This window comes from Megasphaera massiliensis, from assembly GCF_036305205.1.
In the GTDB taxonomy this organism is placed as follows: Bacteria; Bacillota; Negativicutes; order Veillonellales; family Megasphaeraceae; genus Megasphaera; species Megasphaera massiliensis.
The window spans coordinates 29,172-47,786 of record NZ_JAXIXE010000008.1 but is presented as its reverse complement, the minus strand read 5'-3'; the positions used below and the strand labels follow the sequence as shown (position 1 = coordinate 47,786).

Here is an 18,615-nt window from a genome sequence, read left to right as displayed (position 1 = left end):
ATGGCCTCGACCATAGGAACCCATGAAATGGACGCTTCCATCCAGTGTCCGGCATGCCGGGCGTCCGGGGTATTCCATACTTGGGATATCATTGACGCCGGTGATGTGTCCCTGAAGGACCGCGTTCTTTTTGATGAGAATTTATTTTTTTATACCTGTCCTCACTGCCAAAGTAAGATCCATATTGAAAGCAAGTGCCTCTATATCGACAGGGACAAGAAACTGCTGATATGGCACATTCCTGACCCTAAGGAAACAGTTACCCTCGACGAAGTTCAAGGTGCTTTGGGGACGACGTCCTTGGCAGCATACACCTGCCGGGCTGCCCTGACCTGGGGCGAATGGCGGGAGAAAATCATCGAATGCGAAAGCGCCTACGACGATCGGTTGTATGAAATCATTAAATATGGGGCTTATCAGCTGCTCAGCAAAGAGGATAAAGAGCGGCTTCCCTTAGAGGCATATCATCTCGATTATGCTGACGACGGCCATGATCCGGAACGCTTAGCCCTTGTTTTCATGAAGAAAGATGAAAAGGGAATGGCCTATGTTTATCCCATTACAGAGAAGCTGAAAGAAGTGACCCGAGACATTTTCATGCCGATCATCGATCAGCTTTCCCGTGAGAAACAGGCGACCTTTGAACGTTTCGGGTATGCCTGGGCCAGCCAGTTCATGACGTATCTCATCAAGGCTGCGGAAGCCGATGCCAATCGGGATACCTACGGTAACCTCATTGGATTCTGGATAAAAACAATCGGCGAGGAAATCTTCCAAACGGTGGTAAAACCGCAGGCCTAGCATGGATGAAAACGGCATAACTGTCCAATAAATCGGGAATCGGCCGGGGCAAGTACATCCCCTTTGCGGAGTCCCGATTTATTGACAGATTATTTGATAAAAAATATAATATTATTAATAGTTTAGGTTTGTAAGATACCTGTTTATCTATTGATTTTTAGAAAAGAAAGGGCGCATTTGATGTTTTCAATTTTAAAACGAATTATGTTGACTACGGTTATTGCAATTGGCTTTATGATTGGTTCCATGACGGTGACGGCCCAGGCCGATATGCCGCCGACAATTGCCGAATCGGCGTGTATGATCGATATCGATACGGGAAAAGTATTATATCAGGTCAATCCGACGAAGTGGGTCCATCCGGCCAGTACAACAAAAATCGTTACCTTGATTACGGCATTAGATCAGTATAAAGATAAACTGGATCAGCCTTTACAGATTTCTTGGGAAGCGGCCAATACCGAGCCTTCCAGCTTGGGAATTGCGCCGGGAGATCCGATTACCATTCGCGAAGCTCTGCGGGGCATGATGGTCGTTTCCGGCAATGATGCTGCCGTCGCTGTGGCACAGACTCTGGGCGGTTCCGTTGAAGGCTATGCGGAAAAGATGAATGCAGAAGCAGTTAAAATGGGAGCAGCCCATACGAATTTCGTCAATCCCAACGGACTGACGGCAGCCCACCATTATACGACGGCCTTGGATATGGCTAAGATGGCTGCATATGGGATGAAAAACTTCCCTGAATTTCGATATATCGTCGGCCTCAAGGCCTATGACGTCCATTATTTAGATAATCGGACACCGAAACGGGTCACGACGACGAATCATTTCCTGACCAGCGGCTATCAAGGAGCCAATGGTATTAAGACAGGCTTTACCAACGCTGCCGGCGACTGCCTGGTCGCATCGGCAACGCGAGACGGCCATACCTTAGTATTGGTCCTGTATAATGATGACAATCGATGGACCGATGCTCCGGCCATTTTAGACTACGGGTTCCGCCGGCTTCAGACCGGGAACTAAGCTGATTGAATCATTTCTGAGGGGGGATTGTTATGGCGCGTGTGTTAATTATTGATCAAGACCGGATGATTGCGGCTATCGAACGCGATTTTCTGGAGACGAACGGCTTTGATGTGGCCGTCGCCATGACAGGTAAAGAGGGAATGAAACTTTTTGACGGGGGCGATATTGAGGCGGTCATCCTCGATGTCGACCTTTCCGATACGGATGGTTTTTTACTGTGCCGCAAACTGCGGGCCGTCAGCAACGTCCCCATTCTTTTCATCACGGCACGAGATGCCTTGGAAGATAAGGTAAAAGGATTCAGCTTGGGTGCTGATGATTATATTGTAAAACCTTTTAATCCGTCGGAAATGATTGCCCGCTTAAAAGCCCATCTCGATATCCATGAACGACTCTTAGGCAGCCAGCGTACAGAGGCAGATAACAGCAAGCCCGATATCCAAATCGGAGATCTGCGTATCTTTGTCAAACGGCATCAAGTCTTTCGCGGCAGTCGGGAAATTTCCTTGACGGGCAAGGAATTCAACTTGCTTTTGTTTTTGGCCCGTCACCCCAATCAGGTGTTTTCTAAAAAATACCTCTTTGAAATGATTTGGCATCTCGACGCCTTGGGCGAATTGGCGACGGTCACGGTCCATGTCAATCGCCTGCGGGATAAGTTGAATGAAGTAGAACCGCCGTTTACGGCGATTGAAACAGTCTGGGGAAACGGTTATCGTTTTCGCGTAGAAGAATAACACGCTGTTGTCTATGTAGGCAATAAAAAAAGGGAGCCCTCGTAAGAGGGCTCCCTTCGTGTTGCTTAGTAGTTCGTAGCTTGGATTTCAAAGAAGGCCTGAGGATGAGCACATACCGGACAGATCTTCGGAGCTTCATCAGCTTCTACGATGAAACCACAGTTGCGGCATATCCACGTTTTCTTTTCAGAACGTTTGAATACCTGTTTTGATTCGATGTTGTTGAGGAGCGCTAAGTAACGTTCTTCGTGATGTTTTTCGATTTGAGCGACTTTTTCGAACAAGAATGCAATCTTGTCGAAGCCTTCTTCACGAGCTTCTTTTGCGAAGGTCGGATACATTTCCGTCCATTCGTAATGTTCGCCGGCAGCCGCATCTTTCAATGCATCGACGTCGTTCGGCATTTCGCCGCCATGGAGAAGTTTGAACCAGATTTTAGCATGTTCTTTTTCGTTGTTGGCCGTTTCTTCAAAGAAGGCTTTGATCTGTTCGTAGCCTGCTTTTTTTGCTACGCTGGCATAATAGGTGTACTTATTGCGTGCCTGGGATTCGCCGGAAAACGCTTCCTGTAAGTTTTTTTCTGTTTTTGAACCTTTTAATTCCATAACTCAATTCCTCCTTAATAGTAATTCATTCATCGGGACGTTGTTATTTTTAGCACCCCTCCGGGTTGATATTATTGTAACACCTTTCGATTTTACTGTCAACGAAGATTCATTCCTTGTTGATAAAAAGGAATAGGGATGAATTACTGATCTTTTTCGTCTGCCGCGCGATTATTATCGTGAATGACGGAACGATCGGATGATTCGGACCGGGATCTTGTATCGTCGCGGCGGGTATCTTTTGCCGGTTCTTTACGGCGAACCGACGAATCAGATGACTTTTCGGAATCGGAAGACTCATCGTGGCTGCGGTCGCTGTCGCTGCCGTCATGAATGCGGGCATCCCATTCATTTTGGAGGTCGCTGCCGGCTTCTTCGGCTGAATCTTTCAGGTTGCCGTACTTCGATTCAAATTGGCGTTCGATTTCGGCGGCCTTTTCAGGATACATGGTCCGCAGTTTATCGAGCATTTCCTCTTTGCTGGCATTGCCCTTATCTAAAGCACCTTGGAGTTCTTTATATTCCTTATAATAAGTCATCCAACGCTTCAGGGCCGGGTAGTCGCTGCTCATAAAGGACGTATAGCTGCCGAAGGCAAAGGCCAGGGTCAAAAAGAGACAGATAATAACGCGAGCCATTTTTAAGACCTCCTTCCGCGGGCTGCCGCATGGCAGGCCTGGCCGGCATAACTGGCCGTTAAGCTGGCAAAGAGAACGGTGAGTACGACCAGGACACGCGTCATGATAGAAATCGTAGGCAAGGGCAAAAGATCACTATAGGCATAGGTTGGAATGAAGGAGATGGCGATGGACGCCAAAATGACCAGGGTGAGCCCGGCATATAAGAAGCCGCTTAGAATGCCGAACAAGGTGCCGAGAATGTCTAAAAAAGGACTGGCAACGGCCTTGGCTGTATTGTTTGCCCCGTCATTCCAATTGAAATCACGCCCCGTTTCCCGGTCCGGTTCTTGGTACGATCGGCGTTGGGGCGGACGGGACTGGTAGGACCGGCGAGTCTTCCGGGGCCGGCCATAGTCGTCCGGCTGTTCCGGCAGATCATAGCGGGAAGAGGCAGTCCCCGGGCCGAAATCGTCGTATTCTTGGTACGAGTCGTCATAGTCATCTCCGGGCATGCGAGGATTGTCTTCGGGGATGATGGGTTCGCCGATATAGTAACGGTAGATGTTCTTCGGGTGGCCGAGTTTACAGCAGATTTCTTCTTCTGTTTTGCCCTGACTGGCGCCGAGGCGGAACTGTTCTTCACAGTCTTCGATGATGCCTTTTAAGTCATTTTTATCGCTCTTGCGGAAATAATACTGCAAGAGGTCCATGAATTCATTCTTTTTCATGTTTTTGGTTTAGAGGCCCTTCCTTTCTTACCGATTCTTCATAACGTTGGTGAAATGATGCGCCGTATTGCCAGACGGCAATGGTGACCGCCGCCGTGACGGCGATGAGGATGAAGACACCGTAGGTTGGCATATCGGGTAAAAAGGCAATCGATGCCAGCGGTTCTTTTTCTAAGGCGATACAGACAGCTATCCAGCCCAAAAGGGCGACCATGCACAAGGTCAGGACAGAGCCGACAGCATAACAGAGTCGATATAATCGGCGCAGGCTTTGCTGGTTCGTCGATGACGTCAAAAAAATCCCTCCTCGTTTCTGTGATTATCCCTTATCTTAACACAGCCTATGAGGTCGGTCAATTGCACCCCCTTTTCGGACAGCAGTGACTTGCAGGGCCATGGTTCAGACTATATAATGATATATATGCAATCATTAGCTTCTGATAGAGGAGGAATTTTTTATGGCTGATTTTGTCCGTTACTATGTAGGCGACGTGGTCCAAATGAAGAAGGCCCACCCCTGCGGCTGCAATGAGTGGGAAGTACTTCGTATCGGCGTCGATTTTGTCATCCGCTGCACCGGCTGCGGGCACAGGGTTATGATCCCCAGACCGAAGTTTGAAAAGGCTGTCAAGAAACGGCTCCATTCTCATGGCGAAGATTCGGAAAAAGCGTAAAAATTTAGAAAAAGGTATTTTTATTTTTGGAACTTTGTGGTACAATAATCAACAGTTAATATTTTAATACTTTACCAAGATAAAGCGATAAAGAAAGGGTGGTCATAGGATGAACAATAATACCTTGGATGGAGTGAAGATGCTCCACCATGATGAAATGCGCAATTATGACCGAATCCAGGGAAAAATCATTTCCGTCATCATGAACCACGGCTGTAAGATTATTGAGACGCCCAGTTTTGAAGATTACGATGTGTACCGGCACTTCTTTCCTCATCTTCGCCAGCAAATGGTTAAGACCATCGATACCGACGGTCGGGTCCTCGTCCTGCGCCCCGATGTGACGCTGCCCGTCGTTGAAACGGCGGCCCGAGAATTTCCTCGTGCCAACCAGCTCATTAAATTCGGTTATGTCAGCACTGTCTTTCGTGAATACTACGGCCGGTCGACATATGGCAAGGACTTTTTACAAGGCGGCATTGAAATTTTGGGCGACTCCAGTCCGGAATGCGACGGCGAAGTCATCGTTACGGCAGCAGAGATATTAAAGGCTGTCGGCGTCGAAAACATTCGCATCGATATCGGTACGGCTGCCTATACGAAGGCCCTGTTCGAAGGTCTTCCCATTTCGGCAGAACAGAAGGAAACCCTGAAACGATACATGGCAGAACGAAACCTCGTTGCCTGTAAGTCCTATATTGAGTCCCTCTCCCTTTCGGCGGAAGCCCGGGAAGCCCTCATTTCCCTGCCGGTTCTGTTCGGTTCCTATGCCCAGACTCTCAGCAAGGCTCGAGACTATTCGATTAACAGCGGCATGCTGAATGCCTTGTCTCGATTGGAAGCCGTTTATGATTACATCCTCTATGCCGGTTATGCCGATAAAGTCCAACTCGATTTCGGCTTTGCCAGTCCTTTGGGCTATTATACGGATACCGTCTTTAAGGTGTATGTTGACGGAGCCTTGTACGATATCATCGACGGCGGCCGCTATGACCGCCTGTCGTCTCGTTTTGGCGTCGATCGTCCGGCCTGCGGCTTCGGCATGAATATCAACCTCTTGTATGAATACATGAACGATGCCGGTATTCTTGAAGATACGGAGCCGTCTTTTCAGTTAGCCGTTTCCTATACGACGAGTGATCAGCCGTTGATTCGGGATCTTATGAATTGGCGCAGTAGAGGGTTCCGCGTTGCGGCCTATCCTGATTCGTCATTTATCGATAGTTCTGATTACAGCATTCATGCCATATACCGCAACGGCTCGTATTATAAAGACGGTCAGTGCCTGACGGCAGAAGACCTGGAAACATTGATGGGGAGGTTGTAAGATGGCCATTCACATTGCCCTGGCTAAGGGCCGCATTCATAAAGCCGTCATGAAATATCTGGCCGACAGCGGCTATGAATTTCCGACGTATTCCGAAGCAAGTCGCCGGCTGATTTTTGAAGATGCCAAAGGACAGCTCAAGGTGACTTTAGTCAAATCGCCCGATGTGGCGGTCTATGTCGAACGAGGGGCGGCCGATGTCGGCATCGTCGGCAAAGACGTTCTCCTTGAAGAAGCTCCGGGAGCGGATGTCTATGAAGTCATGGACCTCGGCATCGGCTGCTGCCGCATGGCCGTCGCCGGCATTGCCGGGAAAAAAGTTGACATGACCAAGCGAATTACGATTGGTACTAAGTACCCGCGGATTGCGCGCAGTTATTTTGAAGCCAATCATCACAGTGTAGATATTATCAAACTCAATGGCTCTGTCGAATTGGCACCTATTGTCGGTTTGTCTGATGTCATCGTCGATATTGTTGAAACGGGCAATACGCTGAAAGCGAATGGATTGGAAGTCTTGAATTATTTCATGGATTTCAGTGCCCGCATGATCTGCAACCCCGTTTCGTTTAAAATGAAGTACCGCGATATTCAGCTGCTCATGGACGTCATCCGTCAGCACAGCATAAAGGCATAGTAGGGGGAATCAGGATGGAATGGATAGATGTACCCGCCAAGGGGTTGACCTTGCGCGATATTCGCCGTATTACTCGGCGCGATCAGGCCGAAAGTGAAGATATCCGCAAGGCTGTAGAAGAAATTTTAGCCAATGTCGAACAGGACGGAGACGAAGCTGTTCGTATGTATACAAAAAAATTTGACGGTGTCGCCATCGAGGATTTCCTGGTCACGCCGGAAGAAATAGACCGGGCCGTTGCTGCCGTCGGTCCCGATTTTATGAGTATCCTTGAAGAAGGGGCGGCTAACATCCGAGCCTATCATGAACGGCAGGTGGAAAAGACCTGGTTCGATACCTTCCGTCCCGGCGTCCGCCTGGGTGCGAAATTCACACCTATTCAGCGCGTCGGCGTCTATGTGCCCGGCGGGACAGCTGCTTATCCGTCAACGGTTCTCATGGATACGATTCCGGCTCATGTCGCCGGTGTCCCGTCCATTGCCGTCTTTACCCCGCCGGCTAAAGACGGATCGGTCAATCCGTATATTTTGGCGGCAGCTCACGTCGCCGGTGCTACGGAAATTTACAAGGTCGGCGGGGCTCAGGGGATTGCCGCTGCTGCGTACGGTACGGAAAGCATTGCACCGGTCTTTAAAATCGTCGGCCCGGGCAATGCCTATGTAGCCATGGCGAAACGGTTGGTCTTCGGTACGGTCGGTATCGACATGATTGCCGGACCCAGTGAAGTCGGCGTCTTGGCAGACCACGAAGCCAATCCCGTATGGATTGCGGCCGACCTATTGGCCCAAGCTGAACACGATCGGCGGGCTGCTGTATTCCTGGTCACGCCGAGTGCAGCCCTTGCCAGTGAAGTAGAACGCGAAATCAAACGTCAGTTGGAAGACCTGCCGCGTAAGGCTATTGCTTCGGAAGCGATTGAAAAATACGCCAAGTTTTTTATCGTTAAGGATAAAGATCAGGCCGTCGACATCATGAACCTCATTGCTCCGGAACATTTGGAAATCGCCTTCCCTGATGCCGAAGACTATGCGAAAAAAATCGTCAACGCCGGGGCCATCTTTATCGGGTCCTATACGACAGAACCTTTAGGCGATTACTTTGCAGGGCCTAATCACACCTTGCCGACTATGGGAACGGCTGCTTTTTCATCTCCCCTTGGCGTCTATGATTTTGTTAAGCGCAGCAGTCTCTTGTCCTATAATAAGGAAGCTTTTGAAGCCGTAGCCGATAAGGTCATCCGCTTTGCCAATGTCGAAGGATTACAGGCTCACGGCCGGGCTGTAAGGAGGAGAATCGATGAACAATAAATGGCTTCGTCAGACCATACAATCTTTTAAGCCCTATGCGGCACCGAAAATAAACGAATCAATCGTCATTGACGCCAATGAAAGTCCTTATAATATCTTCGATTTTCCCCAGGTCGCAGAAGCCTTCCTGGCACGCATGAAACAGACGCCGTCCTACCATTACCCGGACCCCTTTGCCGGGGAACTGCGAGAAGCCTTGGCTCAATACGTCGGCTGTGGTCCGGAAGAAGTCCTGGTCGGAAATGGCGGGGATGAAATCATCAGCCTGGTCATGAACACCTTCTTAAATCCCGGAGATGTCCTGCTTACGCACACGCCGACCTTCGATATATACGGTCTCGATGCCGAAGTTCTCGGAGCTAAGGTAGTCACTGTTCCCGACCTCGACGGCTATCGTAGAGATTGTGACGGATTCCTTGAAATGGTAAAGGAACTGCAGCCCAAGGTGACCGTTCTCTGCAATCCCAACAATCCGACGGGGGAGCTGCTGCCAATGGCGTATGTAGAAGCCGTGCTACAGGCTTCGGAAAACCCCGTCGTCATCGATGAAGCCTACTTGGAATTTGCCGGTGTGCCCAGCATCATTACCAAGCTTTCCCAATACGACAACCTCATCGTTATCCGGACCTTGTCCAAAGCTTTCGGGTTGGCCGGCTGCCGTGTCGGTTACGGCGTGGCTCAAAAATCCGTCATCGAGGCCTTGGGGCTGACGAAACTTGTCTATAACCTGAATGTCCTCTCTCAGAATGCGGCCTTGGCGGCTTTAGAATACGCCGATGACATTTTGGCTCATAATATCCCGCCGACGCTGGCGGCCCGCGACGTCTTCTATAAAGCTTTAGAGGCTGTGCCTGAAATCACAGCCTATCCCAGTGCGACCAACTTCGTCCTCATTCGCGTTCCCGACGGACCGGCCATGGACAAGGCCTTGCGCGATGCCGATATTTCCGTCCGCTCGTATAAGGCGGACAATCTCAAAGACTGCCTGCGGATTACGATTACGACAGAAGACGTCGTCCAAAAAGTCGTCGCTGTCCTTACGAAAGAGGTGAAAAAACATGCGTAGCGCTCAAATCGAACGGGAGACGGCAGAAACGCAGATTGCCGTATCCCTCAATATCGATGGTTCCGGGACCTTTGGCGGTTCGACGGGCATCGGATTTTTTGACCACATGATGAATCTCTTGGCCTGCCACAGCGGTATGGATATTACCCTTCACGTCCATGGGGACCTGGATGTCGATACCCACCATGTCTTGGAAGATTTGGCCATCGTCTTTGGCGACGCCTTGACCAAGGCTCTCGGTGATAAGAAAGGCATCCACCGCTACGGTATGTTCTACTGCCCCATGGATGAGGCTCTGACGAGGGTCGTCATCGATCTCAGCGGCCGACCGTACCTCGTTTACGATGTGAACCTTAAGGTCGAACGAATCGGTGCCTTTGAAACGGAAATGCTCCGGGAATTTCTTTACGCCCTTTCCGTTCACGGACGCATGAACCTTCACGTGACTAACTTATACGGCGTAAATGCCCATCACATCGTCGAATCGATCTTTAAAGCCTTAGGCCACGCCTTAAAGGAAGCGGTCCGCATGGACGGTGATGAAACGAGTGTCTTATCGACAAAAGGGGTGTTGGAATGAAGATTGCTGTCATTGACTATGAAGTCGGAAACCTGGCTAATGTCTATCATGCTTGGAAGCGCCTCGGCATCGAAGCGGCCATTACCCGCGATGCCTCCGTCATCCGTGACGCTGATTTAATCGAACTCCCCGGTGTCGGCGCCGTTCGGGATGCCATCGGGAACTTAGAAAAATTTGACCTCATTCCTCTCCTACAGGAACAAGTAAAAGCCGGAAAATTCTTCATGGGTGTCTGCTTGGGAATGCAGCTTTTATTTGAACAGAGTTTTGAAGGCGGAACGTATAAGGGCTTAGGTTTTCTGCCCGGCGATATCGTACCCTTTCACACGAAATTGAAAGTACCGCACATGGGCTGGAATGCCTTGGAATTTCGTCAGGACCACTGGCTCAAAAAGAATCTTCCCAAAGAGCCTTACGTGTATTTCGTTCATTCGTATCATAAAGCACCGGCTGCGACGCCTGACGTCATTGCCACGGCCGACTACGGAGAACCGGTACCGGCTATCTGCGGCCTCAACAACGTCCTTGGCTTCCAATTCCATCCGGAAAAGAGCGGCCGCGTAGGACAGCAGCTCCTGCAAAATGTCGTCGATTATGTGAAACAGGAAGGATGAGACCATGATTGTATTTCCCGCTATTGATATCCAAAACGGCCGCGCCGTCCGCTTGCGCCAAGGCGTAAAAGATGACAGTACGACCTATTTTGACAATCCTGTCGAAGCGGCTGTTAAATGGGCTGACGAAGGGGCTCTCTTTCTCCACGTCGTCGACCTTGACGGCGCTTTTTCCGGGAGCCTCGCTAACGCTTCTATTATCAGCGATATTTGTGAAGCCGTTGATATCCCCGTCGAAGTCGGCGGCGGTATCCGCAGTGAAGAAGCGATTGAAACCTATCTAGAGGCCGGCGTCAATCGGGTCATCATCGGCTCTAAGGCCGTCGAAGATCCGGACTTTATGGCTGCCATGGCTAAAAAATACGGCTCCATGCTGGCCGTATCCATCGATGCCAAGGAAGACGTCGTAGCCACCCGCGGTTGGGTCGACGGCAGCGATAAACGCGTTTTGCCTTTTGCCCAATCGATGCTGGACCTGGGCATCAATACCTTGATTTATACCGATATCAGTCGTGATGGGATGCTGACCGGACCGAATTTTACCGTCCTTGGTCAGCTCCAGCAGCTGCCTTATATTCGCCTTATCGCTTCCGGCGGCATGAGCAGCATCGACGATTTAAAAAAACTGAAGGCCATGGGCATCTACGGTGCCATTACCGGGAAAGCCTTGTACGAGGGGAAAATTACCATGGCGGAAATCCGAAGTTTAGGGGGAATGTAAGATGTTGGCGAAACGAATCGTGCCCTGCCTTGACGTCCGGAACGGCCGCGTCGTGAAGGGCAAGCAATTTAAGCACCTGCAGGATGTTGACGATCCGGTCAGCTTAGGGAAATTCTATTCAGACCAGCTGGCAGACGAACTCGTCTTTTACGATATTACGGCGACCCATGAAAAACGCCATATCTTCCTGGACGTCGTTCGCGCCGTGGCCGAAACGATAACTATCCCCTTTACGATCGGCGGCGGTATTGCCAGTATCGACGACTTTCACCAAGTCTTGCGGGCCGGTGCCGATAAGGTATCGGTCAACTCGGCGGCTGTTCGGCGGCCGGAACTGATTCGCGAGGCTGCCCAGCGTTTTGGCAGCCAGTGTGTCGTCTTGTCTATCGATGCCAAGCGCGACAACCATGGCAGCTGGCAGGTATACGTCGAAGGGGGACGTAAGAATACCGGCATCGACGCCATGGCTTGGGCCAAACAGGGCGTTGCTTTAGGGGCCGGTGAAATCTGCATGAATTCCATGGATGCCGACGGAGAAAAGGCCGGGTTCGATTTGGAATTGAACCGCCGTTTGGCTTCTGAACTTCCCGTGCCGATCATTGCCTCCGGCGGAGCCGGCACGATGCAGGATTTTAAAGACGTCTTCGATACCGGTGTCGATGCAGCCTTGGCAGCTTCGGTGTTTCACTTTGGACAAATCGATATTCCCGATTTGAAAGTTTATTTACAGGAACAGGGGATTCCCATGAGAGGGGCAGAAGTATAAATGGATAGTGTATCGATGAAAGATATAAAATTTGACGGCGCCGGATTGGTTCCAGCCGTCGTTCAAGAAGGATGCAGCGGAAAAATCCTGATGGTAGCTTATATGAATGAAGAAGCGCTCCGGCGTACTGTTGAAAGCGGCGACGCCTGGTATTACAGCCGCAGCCGAAATGAATTGTGGCATAAGGGGGAAACGTCGGGCCATTTTCAGCATGTCCGCTCCATCGCCGTCGACTGCGATGCCGATACGATTTTGCTGACTGTCGACCAAGTCGGCGCAGCCTGCCATACGGGCCATAAATCGTGCTTCTTCCGGTCCATGACAGAATGGGAAAAAAGCTACACCGGAAGCCTGTCCATCTTGTCTGACCTCAGTCGGGAAATCAGCGATAAGCGGGTTCATCCGACGGAAAAATCGTATACGTCGTATCTGCTTCAAACCGGCATCGATAAAATCTGCAAGAAAATCGGCGAAGAGTCGGCAGAAGTAATCATCGCGGCTAAGAATGCCGACCCTGTTGCCGATGATTCGTCAGAGGCGGCCGAAAACCTGCGGCTTGAAGTCTGCAAGGAGTCAGCTGACTTATTGTATCATCTGGCCGTCTTGTGGGAAGATACGGGCGTTACTGTCAATGACGTCATGAAGGTATTGGAAGAACGGTCCCACGTCAAGGGCAATAAGAAGACTGTCGGCCATTTAGATAAGACATTTTAAGAAAAGGGAGTCCCATGAAGAAGGTAATTTTTGACGTCGACGGCGTCTTACTCAGCGAAAAACGGTATTTTGACGTATCAGCTCTGGTCCTTTGGGAATGGTATTACAGTGAAAAATACTTGCATTTGGGTCAGGAGACGATTACAGCCGACCTCAGTGATGAAGCCATTGACGGTCTGCGCCGGCGTTTTTGGAAGGACGATGCCATCTTGCTGTGGCTCAAAAAACACGGCGTCAACAGCAACTGGGATATGGTCCACGCCCATCTCGTCGTCACACTGTGGCTCCTTTTAGAATCGTATACCGCACATCACGACGCCTTGAATATGGCCTTTGAGACACCGGCTGATATTCAATCCCTAGGCAGACGTCTCTGGGGCTGTGCGGTTCCTTCGGCTGAAGCCGTTTATCAGCGGCTGGTTGAAACGGTGCCCGATGAGGCCGGAAAGGACGACGTCTTCACTTACCTGAGCGATGCCGTTGCGGCTTCCTTAGGAGAGGGGACGCGCCGGTGGACGCCTCTTCATTCGCCGCTTTGGAATCTGGCCTTTGAAACCTTCCAGGATTGGTACTTTGGCGATGAACTCTATGAAAAAACCTATGGGAAAAAGGCCTATGCACCGGGAAAATCGGGATTTTTGACTCGAGAAGAACCGCTGGGCACGGTCCAAGGCATCCGCCATATGTTCCAAGAACTCAAGCGTCGAGGCTACGCCATTGCCATCGCCACCGGACGGTCGCGGGCGGAAATGGAAATTCCCTTCCGCACCTACGGCTGGCTGAAAGAATTCGACGAGCATTACCTGGCGACCTACAGTGACGTCGAAGAAGCTGAAGGCCTGTTGAACTTATCGCTTGATAAACCGAATCCTTTCGTCTATTGTCTGGGGGCCTTTGGCAAAGATAAGGCCCGTTACGGCGACTATGTACGCCGCATGGATGATTTCAAACAGGGAACGTATTATGTCGTCGGCGATTCCCTGGCCGACGTTTGGTGTGCCAAGGCCTTAGGGGCGGTCATGATCGGGACCTTGACCGGCATCGATGGAGATGACGCCAGGGCGATGTTTGATCGAGAAGGTGTTCCGCATATCGTGCCGACCGTCGAAGCTATTTTAGATTTTTTAGTATAGGACTTATTTATGAAAATTACTGCAATCGAAATCGGGAAAATTGCCATTCCTTTAAAAACACCGTTTATTACGGCTTTGCGCCGCGTCGATGTCGCTGAAGACTTAGTCGTAAAAGTGTACACCGATGACGGCCATGTCGGGTACGGCAATGCGCCGGCAACGGTCGTCATCACCGGCGATAGTCATCAGTCGGTGGCCGGAGCCATAAAGAATGTCATCGGTCCTAAACTGACTGGCATGGATATCGATGACCGTGACCTTATTTTAGAAACGATTCAAAGGGCGATGGTCCACAATACATCAGCCAAGGCAGCCCTTGACATTGCTGTCCACGATCTCTTTGGACAGCGCTACGGCATGCCCCTCTATCGCTTCTTTGGCGGCCGCCGCCAACGTATTGCCTCAGACCTTACGATCAGCGTCAATCCGCCGGACGTCATGGCTGTCGATGCGGTAAAAGCCGTTCAGGCCGGGTACCATCATTTAAAGCTGAAAGTAGGGATTGACAGTACTGTCGACTTTGAGCGCGTCGCAGCCATCCGCAAGGCTGTCGGTAACGACATTGCCATCCGCCTCGATGCCAACCAGGGCTGGAAACCTAAGGAAGCCATCCGCCTCATCCGCGCCATGGAAGATGCCAATCTTGCTATTGAACTTATCGAACAGCCTGTAAGGGCAGCCGATTTTGAAGGCCTCAAACAAGTGACGGATCATGTCGATACGCCCATCATGGCCGATGAATCGGCTTTCAGTCCGACCGATGTTTTTCGCCTGCTTTCCATGCGGGCCTGCGACCTCATCAATATCAAGCTCATGAAGGCCGGCGGCCTCGGCCCGGCTTCAAAAATCGCGGCCATGGCAGAAGCGGCCGGCGTCGAGTGCATGATGGGCTGCATGTTGGAATGCAAAATCGGTATCACCGCAGCGGCAGCCTTATCGGCAGGGACAGCCGTTATTACCAAGAATGATTTGGACGCCGCCGACCTCATGGCAGCAGACCCCATTCACGGCGGTATTACCTATGATAAAGACCATCTCGTCCTCTCGGAACTTCCGGGCCTCGGGATTCAAGACATTGAAGGCTGGACCCCTTTTTAACGAAAAGGGTCCGGCTTTTTCTGTTGACACGATGGCTGACATTTTTTATAATAAAAAAAGTATCATACAGTTTGTTAAGGAACCCTTCCGGCTTGTGCAGCAGGTCTGAAGGGTTCTTGTACGATGAATCCATTTATGAAATCGAGGAGGATACATGCGTTTACGAAGAAAACCGTGGATTGACGAGGCCATTAAGGAGTACAGTGAGTTTCTCCACCTCGACGATTGTCAAATGTATAAGGGGAAGTGGCATACGCTCTTTGCCTCCCCGGAAGCGCCGCTGTGGGTAGAACTTGGGACCGGCAAGGGGAACTTCATTTCCCAATTAGCTCAGATTCACCGCGATGTCAACTTTATCGGCATTGAAATCCAGGCCGGAGTCCTTTATTATGCCGGCAAGAAGTGTGCCGATGCTGAAGTCGATAATGTCCATCTCCTGCGCTTCGATGTCGCCCGATTGGAAGATATTTTTGAACCTGGTGAAGTCGACCGCTTCTTCATCAATTTCTGCGATCCCTGGCCTAAGAAGCGCCATGCTAAACGGCGCTTGACCTACCGCAGCTTTCTCGACCGCTATGCCCGCCTCTTAAAAGAAGGCGGTAAGATTTACTTTAAGTCCGACAATGCCGGCCTCTTCGATTTTACCCTCGACGAATTTAAAGCCTGCGGATGGCCTTTGTCGGAAGTGACCTATGATTTGCATAACAGCTCAGTACTGAATGAAGCCATGACCGAATACGAGGCTAAATTCAGTGCCAAGGGACAGCCTATTTTTCATTGTGTTGCCACACGCCCACAGGAAGTGATAGCTCATGTTGTCGAAAAAGATGAATGCCGAAATGAAGGCCCGGAGGAGTAACCTCCTTTGGATGCTGGCGTCCATATCCCTCTTGATAGTCATTGGCCTGGAAAATATCCTCAGCTCGACTTTTGTCCTCGATGAAGGAGCCTCCTTGTCCGGTTATTTGATCAAGCAGCTGGGCTTTTTAGGCGGCGGCATTGCAGCTGCCTGGGTCATTTGGCGATTGGGGTATCAATTCATTCGCCGCTGGTGCAGCAAGATTGTCCTGATCAATATCATCTGTCTCATTGCCGTTAAATTCGTCGGTATTACGGTAAACGGTGCCCGTCGCTGGCTGGGATTCGGTGCCTTTTCGTTTCAGCCGTCGGAGTTTGCCAAGTTAGCGGCGATCATCACGATGGCCGCGGCCATTGCCTTTTATTTGGAACGACATGGAAATAAGGAATTGATGTCCCTCCACCTCCGGAATATCTTTCCTATTGACAAATGGGAAAGAAAGGTTCCCTTCGGGAAGCGGCTCTTTGCCTTATTCCTCAATCGATACGGCCTTTTTGCCTTTTTCCCGACCCTCTTTTTTTCCTTTTTAGTCTTGCTGCAGCCTGATGCCGGGACGGCTATCGTCATATTTTTTCCCGTACTGATGATGTTTTTTTGCTGCGAACTTACGGTTATTCACACCAAGTTTTCTTTGAAACAGCGTGTTGCCTTTGCCCTCGGTATCGTCGCCGTTTTGGCCTTGGTCGTCTATCTGTTTGCCCACTCTTATCAGATGATGCGTATTATCACCTGGTGGGATCCCTGGCCTTATAGTCAGAGCAGCGGCTATCAGACGGTTCAAAGCTATATCGCCGTCGGTTCGGGCGGTGTCTTCGGACAGGGGATGGGAACCGGGATCAGTAAGTTCAATTACCTGCCGGAAGCCCATACGGACTTTGCCTTTGCCGTTATTGCCCAGGAATGGGGACTTATCGGGGCTGTCGTCGTCTTGTTTTTGTTTTGCAGCCTGCTGTCGGTCGGCGTCAAAACGGCTGTCCGCTGCCGCGACCGTTTCGGAACCTTCCTGGCCTTGGGTATTACCTTTTCCCTATGCGGACAGGGCCTCATCAACATGGCCATGGTTACGGGCATCGTTCCTGTCGTCGGCGTTCCCTTACCGTTTATCAGTTACGGCGGATCTTCGCTTATCTTAAATATCATTTCGGTTACGTTTTTGCTTCGTATCAGTTATGATAATTTCTGTGAAGCCGAAGCCGGTCTGGCTGACGTTGAACAGGAGCCGTTCTAAGGGGTGGCTCCTTATAAAAATTGCTTTTCATAAGAAACCTGTCTTTTTTTGGGAGGAGATTGCATGCAACAACATCGGGTTATACACGTAGAAGAACGGCTGCCCTTACTGCCGACCATTCCCTTGAGTTTACAGCATTTATTTGCCATGTTTGGTTCGACCGTACTGGTTCCGTTTCTGCTTCATGTCGATCCGGCAACGGCTTTGTTTATGAATGGCGTCGGTACCTTACTGTATTTGACCATTTGTAAATGGCGGCTGCCGGCTTACCTCGGCTCGAGCTTTGCCTTTATTTCACCGGTTCTGGCGGTTACGGCTACGCCGGGCATGACCTATGGCGACGCCCAAGGGGGGTTCATCGTCTTCGGCCTGTCCTTTATCATCTTGGCGGCTGTCGTCGACAAGGTGGGGACGAAGTGGATCGATATCTTGTTCCCGCCGGCTGCCATGGGATCGATCGTAGCCATCATCGGTTTGGAATTGGCGCCGCTGGCCATGAACATGTCGGGCTATATGGGGGAAGTCCAGGGCATGTCCAATGAAACGGCTATGATCATTTCGACCTTTACCCTCATCGTCACCATTTTGACGACCGTCCTCGGCCGCGGCTTCATCGGCATCATCCCTATCCTTATCGGGGTCATTGCCGGTTATATCCTGTCCTTCTTCATGGGGGTCGTCGACTTGGCCCACGTTCAGGAAGTACCTTGGTTTGCCTTGCCGACGTTCTATAAGCCGGAATTTAATATCAGTGCCATCATGATGATCATGCCGGCCTTGTTCGTCGTCCTGGCTGAACATTTGGGCCATCTCTTTGTCACCAGTGATATCGTCGGCCGCGACCTCATTACCGACCCCGGCCTTCACCGCTCACTCTTTGCGGACGGCGTATCGAATGTCCTCTCGGGCCTGGTCGGTTCGACACCGAATACGACGTACGGTGAAAATATGGGCGTCATGGCGATTACCGGCGTATACAGTACCTGGGTCATCGGCGGCGCGGCTATTTTTGCCATCCTCTTTTCTTTCATCGGAAAGATTGCGGCTCTCATCCATGCCATTCCGACTCCGGTCATGGGCGGGGTCTGCATCCTCTTATTCGGCTTCATCGCCGCTTCGGGGCTGCGCATGCTGGTTGAAAAGAAGGTCGACTATACGCGCTCGAAGAATCTTATTTTAACGGCGGTTACCATGATTTCCGGTCTCAGCGGCGCAACGATTGTCTTGGGTCCGGTCCAGCTTAAAGGCATGGGCTTGGCAACGGTCGTGGCTATGATCATGAGCTGTGTATTCTTATTCTTTGAAAAAATCCACTGGGCCAATGAAGGATAAAAGGCTTTCTTCCGTTGGTCCGTAAGGGCTGCCTTTGGCGGC

General features: G+C 50.7%; 22 protein-coding genes. 18 read left to right on the top strand and 4 right to left on the bottom strand.

All coding sequences use genetic code 11. From position 1 onward, the window contains the following. From UCI88_RS01230 to UCI88_RS01220, 3 genes are all read left to right on the top strand, one after another. Positions 1-801: a CpXC domain-containing protein gene (locus UCI88_RS01230; protein WP_256180147.1), complete on the top strand. Its 801-nt coding sequence runs from the start codon at positions 1-3 to the stop codon at positions 799-801. Positions 802-981: 180 nt separating this feature from the next. Then, the gene (locus UCI88_RS01225) at positions 982-1,824 is read left to right on the top strand and encodes a D-alanyl-D-alanine carboxypeptidase family protein (protein ID WP_256180146.1); all 843 of its coding nucleotides are present in this window, start codon (positions 982-984) and stop codon (positions 1,822-1,824) included. Between the two features lie 32 nt (positions 1,825-1,856). Then, the gene (locus UCI88_RS01220) at positions 1,857-2,564 is read left to right on the top strand and encodes a response regulator transcription factor (protein WP_044505416.1); all 708 of its coding nucleotides are present in this window, start codon (positions 1,857-1,859) and stop codon (positions 2,562-2,564) included. Between the two features lie 65 nt (positions 2,565-2,629). Here UCI88_RS01220 and rbr read toward each other — a convergent pair whose 3' ends face one another. The 4 genes from rbr to UCI88_RS01200 form a co-directional block, all read right to left on the bottom strand. After that, positions 2,630-3,169: a rubrerythrin gene (rbr, locus tag UCI88_RS01215; RefSeq protein WP_044505417.1), complete on the bottom strand. Its 540-nt coding sequence runs from the start codon at positions 3,167-3,169 to the stop codon at positions 2,630-2,632. Positions 3,170-3,312: 143 nt separating this feature from the next. Next, positions 3,313-3,807 (bottom strand): hypothetical protein, encoded by a 495-nt coding sequence (locus UCI88_RS01210; RefSeq protein ID WP_044505418.1) that lies wholly within the window; start codon positions 3,805-3,807, stop codon positions 3,313-3,315. 2 nt (positions 3,808-3,809) lie between these two features. After that, complete coding sequence (locus UCI88_RS01205) at positions 3,810-4,517, bottom strand: DUF1700 domain-containing protein (RefSeq protein ID WP_044505419.1); 708 nt, start codon at positions 4,515-4,517, stop codon at positions 3,810-3,812. Beyond that, the gene (locus UCI88_RS01200) at positions 4,504-4,812 is read right to left on the bottom strand and encodes a hypothetical protein (RefSeq protein WP_044505420.1); all 309 of its coding nucleotides are present in this window, start codon (positions 4,810-4,812) and stop codon (positions 4,504-4,506) included. Before UCI88_RS01200 ends, UCI88_RS01205 begins: the two co-directional genes overlap by 14 nt. A gap of 163 nt (positions 4,813-4,975) precedes the next feature. Between UCI88_RS01200 and UCI88_RS01195 the strand changes: the two genes are divergently transcribed. The 15 genes from UCI88_RS01195 (at position 4,976) to uraA (ending at position 18,573) form a co-directional block, all read left to right on the top strand. Continuing rightward, a complete protein-coding gene (locus UCI88_RS01195; protein ID WP_044505421.1) occupies positions 4,976-5,191 on the top strand; it encodes a DUF951 domain-containing protein in 216 nt (71 codons plus the stop codon). 109 nt (positions 5,192-5,300) lie between these two features. Further along, on the top strand, positions 5,301-6,518 hold the full coding sequence (locus UCI88_RS01190) for an ATP phosphoribosyltransferase regulatory subunit (protein WP_256180145.1): 1,218 nt from the start codon (positions 5,301-5,303) through the stop codon (positions 6,516-6,518). 1 nt (position 6,519) lies between these two features. Beyond that, on the top strand, positions 6,520-7,155 hold the full coding sequence (gene hisG / locus UCI88_RS01185; protein WP_256180144.1) for an ATP phosphoribosyltransferase: 636 nt from the start codon (positions 6,520-6,522) through the stop codon (positions 7,153-7,155). A 14-nt stretch (positions 7,156-7,169) separates the two neighbouring features. Further along, complete coding sequence (hisD, locus tag UCI88_RS01180; protein ID WP_256180143.1) at positions 7,170-8,462, top strand: histidinol dehydrogenase; 1,293 nt, start codon at positions 7,170-7,172, stop codon at positions 8,460-8,462. Continuing rightward, positions 8,452-9,528, top strand: a complete 1,077-nt coding sequence (gene hisC / locus UCI88_RS01175) for a histidinol-phosphate transaminase (RefSeq protein WP_256180142.1) — start codon at positions 8,452-8,454, stop codon at positions 9,526-9,528. The genes hisD and hisC overlap by 11 nt, the downstream gene beginning before the upstream one ends. Then, positions 9,521-10,108, top strand: coding sequence for an imidazoleglycerol-phosphate dehydratase HisB (hisB, locus tag UCI88_RS01170; protein WP_044505426.1), 588 nt, complete (start codon positions 9,521-9,523; stop codon positions 10,106-10,108). Before hisC ends, hisB begins: the two co-directional genes overlap by 8 nt. Continuing rightward, positions 10,105-10,722 (top strand): imidazole glycerol phosphate synthase subunit HisH, encoded by a 618-nt coding sequence (hisH, locus tag UCI88_RS01165; RefSeq protein WP_044505427.1) that lies wholly within the window; start codon positions 10,105-10,107, stop codon positions 10,720-10,722. Before hisB ends, hisH begins: the two co-directional genes overlap by 4 nt. Before the next feature lie 4 nt (positions 10,723-10,726). Further along, the gene (hisA, locus tag UCI88_RS01160; RefSeq protein ID WP_044505428.1) at positions 10,727-11,443 is read left to right on the top strand and encodes a 1-(5-phosphoribosyl)-5-[(5-phosphoribosylamino)methylideneamino]imidazole-4-carboxamide isomerase; all 717 of its coding nucleotides are present in this window, start codon (positions 10,727-10,729) and stop codon (positions 11,441-11,443) included. A gap of 1 nt (position 11,444) precedes the next feature. Beyond that, a complete protein-coding gene (gene hisF, locus UCI88_RS01155; RefSeq protein ID WP_044505429.1) occupies positions 11,445-12,209 on the top strand; it encodes an imidazole glycerol phosphate synthase subunit HisF in 765 nt (254 codons plus the stop codon). Positions 12,210-12,224: 15 nt separating this feature from the next. Next, positions 12,225-12,923, top strand: a complete 699-nt coding sequence (hisIE, locus tag UCI88_RS01150; RefSeq protein WP_287770059.1) for a bifunctional phosphoribosyl-AMP cyclohydrolase/phosphoribosyl-ATP diphosphatase HisIE — start codon at positions 12,225-12,227, stop codon at positions 12,921-12,923. Positions 12,924-12,937: 14 nt separating this feature from the next. Next, positions 12,938-14,056, top strand: a complete 1,119-nt coding sequence (locus UCI88_RS01145; protein ID WP_256180141.1) for an HAD family hydrolase — start codon at positions 12,938-12,940, stop codon at positions 14,054-14,056. Positions 14,057-14,065: 9 nt separating this feature from the next. After that, positions 14,066-15,154, top strand: coding sequence for a dipeptide epimerase (locus UCI88_RS01140; protein ID WP_256180140.1), 1,089 nt, complete (start codon positions 14,066-14,068; stop codon positions 15,152-15,154). A 154-nt stretch (positions 15,155-15,308) separates the two neighbouring features. Further along, positions 15,309-16,013 (top strand): tRNA (guanosine(46)-N7)-methyltransferase TrmB, encoded by a 705-nt coding sequence (trmB, locus tag UCI88_RS01135; protein ID WP_256180139.1) that lies wholly within the window; start codon positions 15,309-15,311, stop codon positions 16,011-16,013. Next, positions 15,967-17,241 carry an FtsW/RodA/SpoVE family cell cycle protein gene (locus tag UCI88_RS01130; RefSeq protein ID WP_049917377.1) on the top strand — a complete coding sequence of 425 codons (1,275 nt, stop codon included), beginning with the start codon at positions 15,967-15,969 and terminating at the stop codon, positions 17,239-17,241. Before trmB ends, UCI88_RS01130 begins: the two co-directional genes overlap by 47 nt. 63 nt (positions 17,242-17,304) lie before the next feature. Further along, on the top strand, positions 17,305-18,573 hold the full coding sequence (uraA, locus tag UCI88_RS01125) for a uracil permease (protein ID WP_044505433.1): 1,269 nt from the start codon (positions 17,305-17,307) through the stop codon (positions 18,571-18,573). Positions 18,574-18,615 lie beyond the last annotated feature (42 nt).

Bases quoted from the DNA above. Each gene is read 5' to 3' on its own strand.
- UCI88_RS01220 (WP_044505416.1), top strand. From the start codon at position 1,857: ATGGCGCGTGTGTTAATTATTGATCAAGACCGGATGATTGCGGCTATC.
- hisC (WP_256180142.1), top strand. From the start codon at position 8,452: ATGAACAATAAATGGCTTCGTCAGACCATACAATCTTTTAAGCCCTAT.
- uraA (WP_044505433.1), top strand. From the start codon at position 17,305: ATGCAACAACATCGGGTTATACACGTAGAAGAACGGCTGCCCTTACTG.
- UCI88_RS01205 (WP_044505419.1), bottom strand. From the start codon at position 4,517: ATGAAAAAGAATGAATTCATGGACCTCTTGCAGTATTATTTCCGCAAG.
- UCI88_RS01130 (WP_049917377.1), top strand. From the start codon at position 15,967: ATGTTGTCGAAAAAGATGAATGCCGAAATGAAGGCCCGGAGGAGTAAC.
- hisA (WP_044505428.1), top strand. From the start codon at position 10,727: ATGATTGTATTTCCCGCTATTGATATCCAAAACGGCCGCGCCGTCCGC.
- rbr (WP_044505417.1), bottom strand. From the start codon at position 3,169: ATGGAATTAAAAGGTTCAAAAACAGAAAAAAACTTACAGGAAGCGTTT.
- UCI88_RS01195 (WP_044505421.1), top strand. From the start codon at position 4,976: ATGGCTGATTTTGTCCGTTACTATGTAGGCGACGTGGTCCAAATGAAG.
- trmB (WP_256180139.1), top strand. From the start codon at position 15,309: ATGCGTTTACGAAGAAAACCGTGGATTGACGAGGCCATTAAGGAGTAC.
- hisH (WP_044505427.1), top strand. From the start codon at position 10,105: ATGAAGATTGCTGTCATTGACTATGAAGTCGGAAACCTGGCTAATGTC.
- hisF (WP_044505429.1), top strand. From the start codon at position 11,445: ATGTTGGCGAAACGAATCGTGCCCTGCCTTGACGTCCGGAACGGCCGC.
- UCI88_RS01190 (WP_256180145.1), top strand. From the start codon at position 5,301: ATGAACAATAATACCTTGGATGGAGTGAAGATGCTCCACCATGATGAA.
- UCI88_RS01145 (WP_256180141.1), top strand. From the start codon at position 12,938: ATGAAGAAGGTAATTTTTGACGTCGACGGCGTCTTACTCAGCGAAAAA.
- UCI88_RS01210 (WP_044505418.1), bottom strand. From the start codon at position 3,807: ATGGCTCGCGTTATTATCTGTCTCTTTTTGACCCTGGCCTTTGCCTTC.
- hisB (WP_044505426.1), top strand. From the start codon at position 9,521: ATGCGTAGCGCTCAAATCGAACGGGAGACGGCAGAAACGCAGATTGCC.
- hisIE (WP_287770059.1), top strand. From the start codon at position 12,225: ATGAAAGATATAAAATTTGACGGCGCCGGATTGGTTCCAGCCGTCGTT.
- UCI88_RS01140 (WP_256180140.1), top strand. From the start codon at position 14,066: ATGAAAATTACTGCAATCGAAATCGGGAAAATTGCCATTCCTTTAAAA.
- UCI88_RS01225 (WP_256180146.1), top strand. From the start codon at position 982: ATGTTTTCAATTTTAAAACGAATTATGTTGACTACGGTTATTGCAATT.
- hisG (WP_256180144.1), top strand. From the start codon at position 6,520: ATGGCCATTCACATTGCCCTGGCTAAGGGCCGCATTCATAAAGCCGTC.
- hisD (WP_256180143.1), top strand. From the start codon at position 7,170: ATGGAATGGATAGATGTACCCGCCAAGGGGTTGACCTTGCGCGATATT.
- UCI88_RS01230 (WP_256180147.1), top strand. From the start codon at position 1: ATGGCCTCGACCATAGGAACCCATGAAATGGACGCTTCCATCCAGTGT.